Source organism: Photorhabdus tasmaniensis, assembly GCF_011189505.1.
Lineage (GTDB): Bacteria > Pseudomonadota > Gammaproteobacteria > Enterobacterales > Enterobacteriaceae > Photorhabdus > Photorhabdus tasmaniensis.
Genome location: NZ_PUJU01000027.1, coordinates 56904 through 64468, shown reverse-complemented (window position 1 = coordinate 64468; position 7565 = coordinate 56904). Strand labels below are relative to the sequence as shown.

The window sequence follows — 7565 nt, the reverse complement described above, 5'->3', positions numbered from 1 at the left end:
CATAGCGCTCAAGTGTCGCAACACTGGCTTTCATCGGGTTCTTTTCAACCTTAGCGACTGCCGGTGGGGTAATTCCCAGTCGTTCGGCTAACTGTGAACTGTTAATGCCTGCCCTTTTTTTCATGCTTTGTATCAACTCGTAGAGTGCCTCTTCCTGCTTGGCTGCTTCATAAGCGGCCTGAGCTCCGGGGGATGAAAGGGCTTGTGCCCTGACTTCTGACCAGGGAATACCTTTAACTTTCATTTGTTATCTCCTCTAATCTTTGCAATGCCAGTTTTATTTCTGACGCTGGGGTTTTCGGTGTTTTCTTGATAAATGTGCGGAGTATGTAAATTCGCCGGCTGACGGCATAAGCAAAAATGGTCCGGGTAATGTCTTTATTGCCAATGCGTAACTGGAATAACCCGTCACGCAACGGCTCTGTTGCCGGGTACCGTAATGTGTTCCCCCTAGCTTCTAGTTTATCAAGTGCCAGTACCGTTTTACCTCTCATCACCTCGTCCAGTGCTTGAATCTCATTGTTAGCTTCTTCGTGAAATATCAGTTCAAACATGCATCCCCCCTTTTCGGGAAAATTAACTCAAAGATGAATTTAAATCAAAGGTTAATTTAACCAATAGGTGAATTAACAGCATCTACAGACGGGATCATGCACGCGGCAAAAACGGCACTACATCGTTCCCGCTTACCCGATTTAGATCTAAAAAATTTTGCAATAAATTTTGTGCTCAATCATAGCGTCAGAGCTGTAATAACTTGCTGTTTAACAGCATATTTTAAAAGGATATTTTTGGATCCCCGCCAGATCAATGTAAGACCGAAATGGAAAGCAAGAAATGAAAAAAATACATAAAGTACAGAAGGTTAATAGGAGAAAGAAAGGGAAAAGGTTTTGCAAAATTTTCACAGATAATGAGGCTATTCAAAAATTGCACCGCTGCAATATGGCGCAGATACTGGAATGGAATCAGAGGAAGAGAAAGGGTTGTTGCTTGAATAGAAAAAATACCGCGTATTACTCAATCGGATTGATGTTTCATCAGTGCCAGATATTAACTGGCCTGAAAAGCCTATGGAGTGATTGAATTGGGAATGAGGAAAAGTGGTGGTGAGAACGGGGTAAAGCCGGACTAACCGGCTTTGTTTTTAATTCGGTTGCTTCGGCCATTCAGCATTAGGCGCTTGTGAAGTATCTACCCGACTTAGTAATACCCGGTACTTCTTCCACTCCAACAGAGCTTCTTTATCGGCATCGGTCGCAACTTCTAAGTCAACCGAGTCTTGCAATAGAGACAGTGTTTCATTTGCCTGTTGTAACAGTGCTGCTTGCTGTTGCTTGGCCTCATCAATCTGATGCGATTTAAGAAGGTCTTTATCTACTACCCATTCTTTACCGTTCCACTTGTCATAATCAGTATCCGGTTGCTTGAAGGTCAGGGTATCCGGCAGTTCGCCCAGTTCAATAACTTCTTGCGGTGCTCGTGTTAACGTGTCGTAAACGGTTTTTCCACGATAATCTGGTACCATTTCCCAGTACTTTTTATCCTCACTACGACAAACGGCCATGTCATGTGATTTTGGAAGTTCTGGCGCATCGGAATAGGCACCAGCTGACAGACTGACACCGAGCATGACATATTCGATATCAGCAGTGGTGAATTCTCGTGTGATTTGATTGGTGTGATAAACCTTTATCCAACCGGGTTGAATAGCTAATCCATCTTTACCGAATACAGCGGTTTCATGGTTTAAAGAGTATTTTTGGTCTGTCATTATGCTGCTCTCACTATGTAGTTAAATGCGATATTGCGGGGGCGGGTTTCTCTTTGATTTTCATATTCTTGTATGATTTCATGATAACTGCCGTTGTTTGTTCCCGTTGCTGCTGAAAATCCTGTATCTCGATGTTTCCCGTTTTTCCAATTATTATCCCAGTAACCTGCGATCGCGGAGACTGGAGCTTGTCCCTCCTGATAAGACAAAATTCCACGACCACTATCAACACCGCGCCCATCATCCCAGCCACGAATGAACTCACCGCGCAGATCAGGTACTTTGCCACTGGGATAGGCCGCAGCTAACTTCGGATATGTGGATTTATTAAATGCTTGACCGTTGCACGCAAGATAACCTGATGGGGGATTTGGTTGCGGCCACGGGATAGGTGCGCCAACAGGGATGTTATTTGCTGCGTTAATGTCATCAATAGTGGCTAATGTGCCATATTTTTGGGGAAAACTAGTAACAAAAATATTTTCACCTGAGGCTTTTCGCTTATACAAATAAATAGATTGATAATTATCGTCATGAAGACTAGCTTCAATACCAAAATATCCTCTATTTTTCTTATCGGAGGGTGGTTTAAAATAGATACGTGGATAAGAACTAATTGTCTCAACAATCTCGACATTTCCTCTTGCAAAATTATTGTTCACCCAGCTCAGAGGAGCGGCCCCCAATTCCTCCGGTGACGGCTTATTTGTAGCGCTATATACGCGAACACCGGCATCATACACTCCGTTTCCGTAGATTGACCCAGTTGCGTTGATACTTCCATTGACAACACCGCCCGTTTTTGGATATGCCCCCACATCCCCGGCAGTAGGTTTGTTGAGTTGACTATATACCCGAATACCGGGTGCTTCATACACACCCTTACCGGAAATATATCCAGTGGCATCCACATTCCCGTTTACAACACCGCCTGATTTTGGGTAAGCACTTTTTGCCAATGCCACCGTTTCCGACAAACCAAGGTTTTTTATAAACTCACTTTTATTAGGGATATCTACCCCATTTTGATTTTTTGCCAACCGGCTATTAGCATTATCTGTAGCCCTATTAGCTTCATCATGAGCATTTTTCGCTGCTACATTTGCTGTATTTGCAAAATCATATGCGCCCTTAACTGCTCTAGGAGTCGCAGCTAAGGTTTCATGCGCACTATCAGTAGCACTGCTTAGCTGTACAATCCCCTTCTGGCTTAACGTAGCATCAGCAACGCTACTTAATTTACCCTCAGCCATTTTTCTAACATCGTTCACTGCTCTAGGCGTCGCAGCTAAGGTTTCATTCGCACTATCAGTAGCACTGCTTAACTGTACAATCCCCTTCTGGCTTAACGTAGCATCAGCAACGCTACTTAATTTACCCTCAGCCATTTTTCTAACGTCGTTCACCGCTTTCGGCGTCGCTGCCTGATCTTCTCTGTCAGAATTTGTCGCGTTGTTAAGTTGCGAAATCCCTTTGCGCACAAGCGAAGCATCCGGAATTTCCGCAGTAATTTTTTGTTTTAACGCTAAATCTAATTGCGCAACGAGTTTCTCAAGATCTCCATCATCAATAACGTCCTCACCCGTTTTTTCTGCAATATATTTCCCAATCACCGCAGCGATAATTGAGGATTGCCGCCAAACTTTATTTAACTGCTCACTCCTTGCTATTCCTGATTTAAATCCCTCTTCAATAAAACCTAAGCTTTCATATTCTTCTTGCGATAATGTATTCGCGTTTTCACCAGTGGCAAACGCTTTAAAGTCATTTTTAGCCATTTCTAACCCTCAACGACATGGTAATTAACCGTTATTCCCATTGGTTTAATGGAGAGATAACCCTGACGGATAATTTCTTTGGTGATAGTACTAATTGATTTACCTTTTACAGTCACTGTGAATGACATATCCAAATTATCTTCAAAGGAGATGGATACGTTGTGATTTGAATGAATAAAACTCAGGATGTTATTAAGTGATTCCCCCGTTCCATCCCAGTTGTTTTCCCCTATTTTAGCTTTAATTACGATGCGGTAATTGTTGTCATCCAGGTCAATATAACTTTTGTCACTATCAAACCGATCTTTCCAGGTACCGTAATCAAATCCCAATTCAGGGATATCAAAGGAGAAGTAATAGTATTCAATCGGAGCCTGGATTGTTCGGTTTCTCCCTACCCATTCACCGATAATATCAAGCTGTTTACCCACCGCTTTATCAAGGTCAAAACTGCTAATCAATAAATCATTTGTAAGTGCACTCTGGTTCAATATATCGGTAACCGCTTCAAGCATTCTGACGTATTTTTTACCCTCCATGTGATACGCCGGGATCAGTTTCATATATTTGTTCATTTGAGCACCGTCACTATTTTTATATTTCCAGGTGAACAAGTCGGTGCTTCGTTAAAAGCTATGTTGATGTTCGCCGAGTTTGTTGTTGATGCTGTTTTACCTACCATCACAGATAGGACTTCATAGGTCTGGCTACCGTTTTTATTACACAAGTTTGCCGGAACAAACAGGCGGGTAACATATATCCCATCACCAATGTAAAGTGAGTTGATATAATCAGATATTTCTTTACGAATGCTATTCCCAATATCCGAGGTGTATCCGATAAAGGGTCTAATCTGAATTTCAACGTAGATTGGCACCAGCGTAGGGCGATAGAAGTTTATCGTTTTTTCATTGCCGGCAATGTCTGTGACAATTTCAGCCGTGGTGCCAAATGTCGGTATGCCCGGCGTTTTCTTTTTTAAGATGGTTTGAGCAATTTCTTTCGAGTCTCCACCATCAATCACAATGGCTATACTGTGTGCGGGTATGCCATTTTCATCAGTTTGATCTGTGTCGTTGTCATATCCCCGATAACGTGAGACGCCATGCAGATTGGCAATCGCACCAATTAATCCATCCATAATGGTTTGTGAAGGCAACGCGACTGAAACCGCCTGACGTATTCGCAGTTCTGCATCGGATTCAATTCCACGGCCAAGGGTGGCCGCAACCGGGTTTGTCACTGTTTGCCAACCCAAGGTTGGCGTCGCAATCTGATTAACCGTGTGCGGCAGTGCGCCAATCGCGCCAGTCTGTTGACATATGGCCGTCACAATTGCCTGTCCGTGTGTGTCGATAATCACTTCATCAGGGAGTGACCAGGTGTTTCCAGCGTCATCCCGCACGGAAGCGTTGCGAATAACGGTTCCGGCCCGACCAGTTATCAATACATCCACAGTCGAGTTACTGGGGCTTTTTCTGGTAATGCCATTGATTTTGACACTGCGGGAAAGTCCTTCACCTATCGCAGTTGTCGGGCTAAATGAGTTGTAGGAGGCAATGGTGGCATTGTTACAACCGTGAACAACGTACGCTATCAGCGACAGAAAAACCCCGTCTTTACTGTCAGATTCAACGTAAATATCGCTCCCGTAGATATCCCTGAATATCGCCTTCCAGCCATTTAAGATGGTTTGATAATCAGGCGCGTTGATCCCGTTTTTATCAATAGCAGGTAACATTGAGGTGATAATACTTTCATACATCAGCAGTTACTCCTGTCTGTCCATAAATCGTGTCAATCGTGGCGGTAATGGTGATTTTTCTTGTGCTGGGGTTTCTTTCACTACGGTAGTGGATAATTTCTGATACGCCCTGGGTTTGCAGTATTCGCTGTCTGATAATCAGGTCATAAAAACCCGATGTGCCTTTACCCAGTACTTTGCCGTAATCGGTTCCCTCCCGGTCATCAAGAAACCATTCGCCACTGCACAGCATCAAGCGGGTTTTTACCGCCTGCGCGACCGCTTCCGGTGAGTTGATAAGAAAACTCGCTTCTCCACGACCAAATACATAGTCGTTGTCAATTTCTCTTCTGTATCTCATTGCGGTTTCCTCGTGCTACCGCTACCGGTTTGTACACCACCGTGCGTATGGTTCATCAGGCTTATGCCACCTGCGGTCAGATCGTTGCTCACCGTAACCGGGCCTTGCAAGGTTGCTGTTCCACCACCCGATCCCATCCCTTGCGATAAGTTGCCATTAATGGTGACGTTGCCGTTTAGGGTGATTTCAGGTGAAGTGATTTCAGTACCGCCATGTGCAGTAACAATGAGTTTTGCCGGTGTGATCACGGTGACATTGTGGCTACCGGGATCGAGTTCGATATAAGCCGCGCCATCATCACTTCTTAGTTGCGCAGTGCTGGTACTGATGTCGGCTATTTTTTGTTGCTGGGATTGTGGGCCAATAATCGCAAATCCATCGGACAGGTTGTGTTGTCGGGGATCTACCGGTTCTTGTACGCCGCCAGATTGCCACCAGTAATCAATACAGCGATCAGCAAATACCACCAGGCATTCATCACCCGTTTTTACCGGGAACGTTAACGTCACACCTCCGCCCCTTGGAAATATGACCGGCACATCGACTAACAGCGGCAAGGATACGGATTCCAGTACGCCGTCTTTTTTCCTGATTTTCCATCTGATGGCGGGTTGGGCGGTTACTGTGACCGCGTCAGGGTTAAATGATTGAATAATGCAGGGCAAAGAGACATACAATCCGGCGCTAATGACCTCTTGCATAGAAAAAAAGACCGCTTCGGGTCTATTTAGTCGTTCATCAGTATTTATCATCAGGTGTTTGCCTTATCTTTATTGCTCATTAATTTTTTCAGCAATGTGTGATCGCTTTTAGCAACACACATCATCTCCATGTACCAGTCAGTTCCGCGGATGTCGCCGGAATAATTTACGCTGAAAACGATGTAATCACCGTCAGAATCCAATGCTGATGGTTGTTCTTTTGCATCTTTATGATTGTCAGATTTAGGTGTTTCATTGCCAGAAGGCTCAACCGGCTTGATTGAGCGGTTATCCAGTCTAATTAATGTGCCGGGGCCGATATTGGGATTGATTAAGCATTTAACGTTAATACCGGCATCGATGGTCTGTTCAGGCATACCAATCAGACCCGTTTTTAATGTGAGTACAACCGCCTCTGTCAGATATTTATTCCTAGGCACAATATGCAACTGGTTATCTTCGTAACGCCAGTTAGCATCACATTGCTTCGCTAGGTTAGAAACTTCATTACGGTGCATACCAAAAAGCACTTTTCCCCTAGGTGATGCCGATTTGCGAAATTCCGGGCGCAGACCTGCGGTAATGCCATATTTAGCAATATCACGCATGAGTAAATGGTCTAAGTCTGCTTGCGAATACCCAGCCGCAATGGTGGTATTTACTGTCGCGTAATTGTGTGGCTCATCCCCATCGGCAGCTTGAATAACAACACAGGTATCGGTTGCACTTTCTCTTTTCACATGTGTGTATTGGATTTGGCCTGAAAATATTTGCCCTGAATTCTCCTTGTAGCCCGCCACAAATTTAATTGTTTTAAACTCATTTCGGCGTAATTTATTACTGGTTTCGTCATTGAGGTTATATATCGTGAAAACACCCGTAGCCGGATAGGCGTGTTCAGCTCTGTTGATATTAAATATAATTTTCAAGTTTGATAAATCTACTTTTTCACCCTTTTCGTCTACAACGATAAGGTGGCATTCTCTTATCCATTGTTTTGACATAATTCACCTAATTAACAGAAACAAAAAACCCGCCGAAACGGGCAGATGTTGACAATTATTACTTGTTATTTTTCAGGAATTCTTTCACCTTATTCCAGTCTTCACTTAAAGGTATCTCAACCGAAGTATTCCCTTTTCCTGAAACCTCTATCTTTAATTCAATTTTATCATCACGTTTTATCTGCTTTAAAATAAGGCGTAGT

Annotated in this window: 9 protein-coding genes and 1 pseudogene; 1 reads left to right on the top strand and 9 read right to left on the bottom strand. The window is 43.7% G+C overall.

Annotation, left to right across the window (positions count from 1 at the left end; all coding sequences use genetic code 11):
* Together C5471_RS13730 and C5471_RS13725 are read right to left on the bottom strand one after the other, a co-directional pair.
* Positions 1-244 (bottom strand): helix-turn-helix domain-containing protein (locus C5471_RS13730; protein ID WP_166295992.1); only part of this gene is annotated, 244 nt, incomplete at its 3' end.
* Positions 234-554, bottom strand: coding sequence for a type II toxin-antitoxin system RelE/ParE family toxin (locus C5471_RS13725; protein WP_133812483.1), 321 nt, complete (start codon positions 552-554; stop codon positions 234-236). The genes C5471_RS13730 and C5471_RS13725, both read right to left, overlap by 11 nt.
* Before the next feature lie 456 nt (positions 555-1010).
* On the opposite strand from C5471_RS13725, the pseudogene C5471_RS25070 reads away from it, so the two are divergent.
* Positions 1011-1082 (top strand): annotated as a pseudogene (locus C5471_RS25070) (tail fiber assembly protein); the annotation flags it as partial.
* Between the two features lie 65 nt (positions 1083-1147).
* Here C5471_RS25070 and C5471_RS13715 read toward each other — a convergent pair.
* Genes C5471_RS13715 through C5471_RS13685 form a run of 7 tightly spaced genes read right to left on the bottom strand, consistent with a single transcriptional unit; the run spans position 1148 to position 7362 of the window.
* Positions 1148-1774: a tail fiber assembly protein gene (locus C5471_RS13715; RefSeq protein WP_133812501.1), complete on the bottom strand. Its 627-nt coding sequence runs from the start codon at positions 1772-1774 to the stop codon at positions 1148-1150.
* Positions 1774-3552 (bottom strand): tail fiber protein, encoded by a 1779-nt coding sequence (locus C5471_RS24420; protein WP_242688703.1) that lies wholly within the window; start codon positions 3550-3552, stop codon positions 1774-1776. The genes C5471_RS13715 and C5471_RS24420 overlap by 1 nt, the downstream gene beginning before the upstream one ends.
* A 2-nt stretch (positions 3553-3554) precedes the next feature.
* Entirely contained in the window at positions 3555-4127 is a 573-nt protein-coding gene (locus tag C5471_RS13705) for a DUF2612 domain-containing protein (RefSeq protein ID WP_166295989.1), read from the bottom strand.
* Complete coding sequence (locus C5471_RS13700) at positions 4124-5317, bottom strand: baseplate J/gp47 family protein (protein WP_133812480.1); 1194 nt, start codon at positions 5315-5317, stop codon at positions 4124-4126. Before C5471_RS13700 ends, C5471_RS13705 begins: the two co-directional genes overlap by 4 nt.
* Positions 5310-5657 carry a contractile injection system sheath initiator gene (locus C5471_RS13695; protein ID WP_133812479.1) on the bottom strand — a complete coding sequence of 116 codons (348 nt, stop codon included), beginning with the start codon at positions 5655-5657 and terminating at the stop codon, positions 5310-5312. Before C5471_RS13695 ends, C5471_RS13700 begins: the two co-directional genes overlap by 8 nt.
* Positions 5654-6409, bottom strand: a complete 756-nt coding sequence (locus C5471_RS13690; RefSeq protein WP_133814686.1) for a Gp138 family membrane-puncturing spike protein — start codon at positions 6407-6409, stop codon at positions 5654-5656. The genes C5471_RS13695 and C5471_RS13690 overlap by 4 nt, the downstream gene beginning before the upstream one ends.
* Positions 6409-7362, bottom strand: a complete 954-nt coding sequence (locus C5471_RS13685; RefSeq protein WP_133814685.1) for a phage protein — start codon at positions 7360-7362, stop codon at positions 6409-6411. The genes C5471_RS13690 and C5471_RS13685 overlap by 1 nt, the downstream gene beginning before the upstream one ends.
* Between the last annotated feature and the right edge of the window lie 203 nt (positions 7363-7565).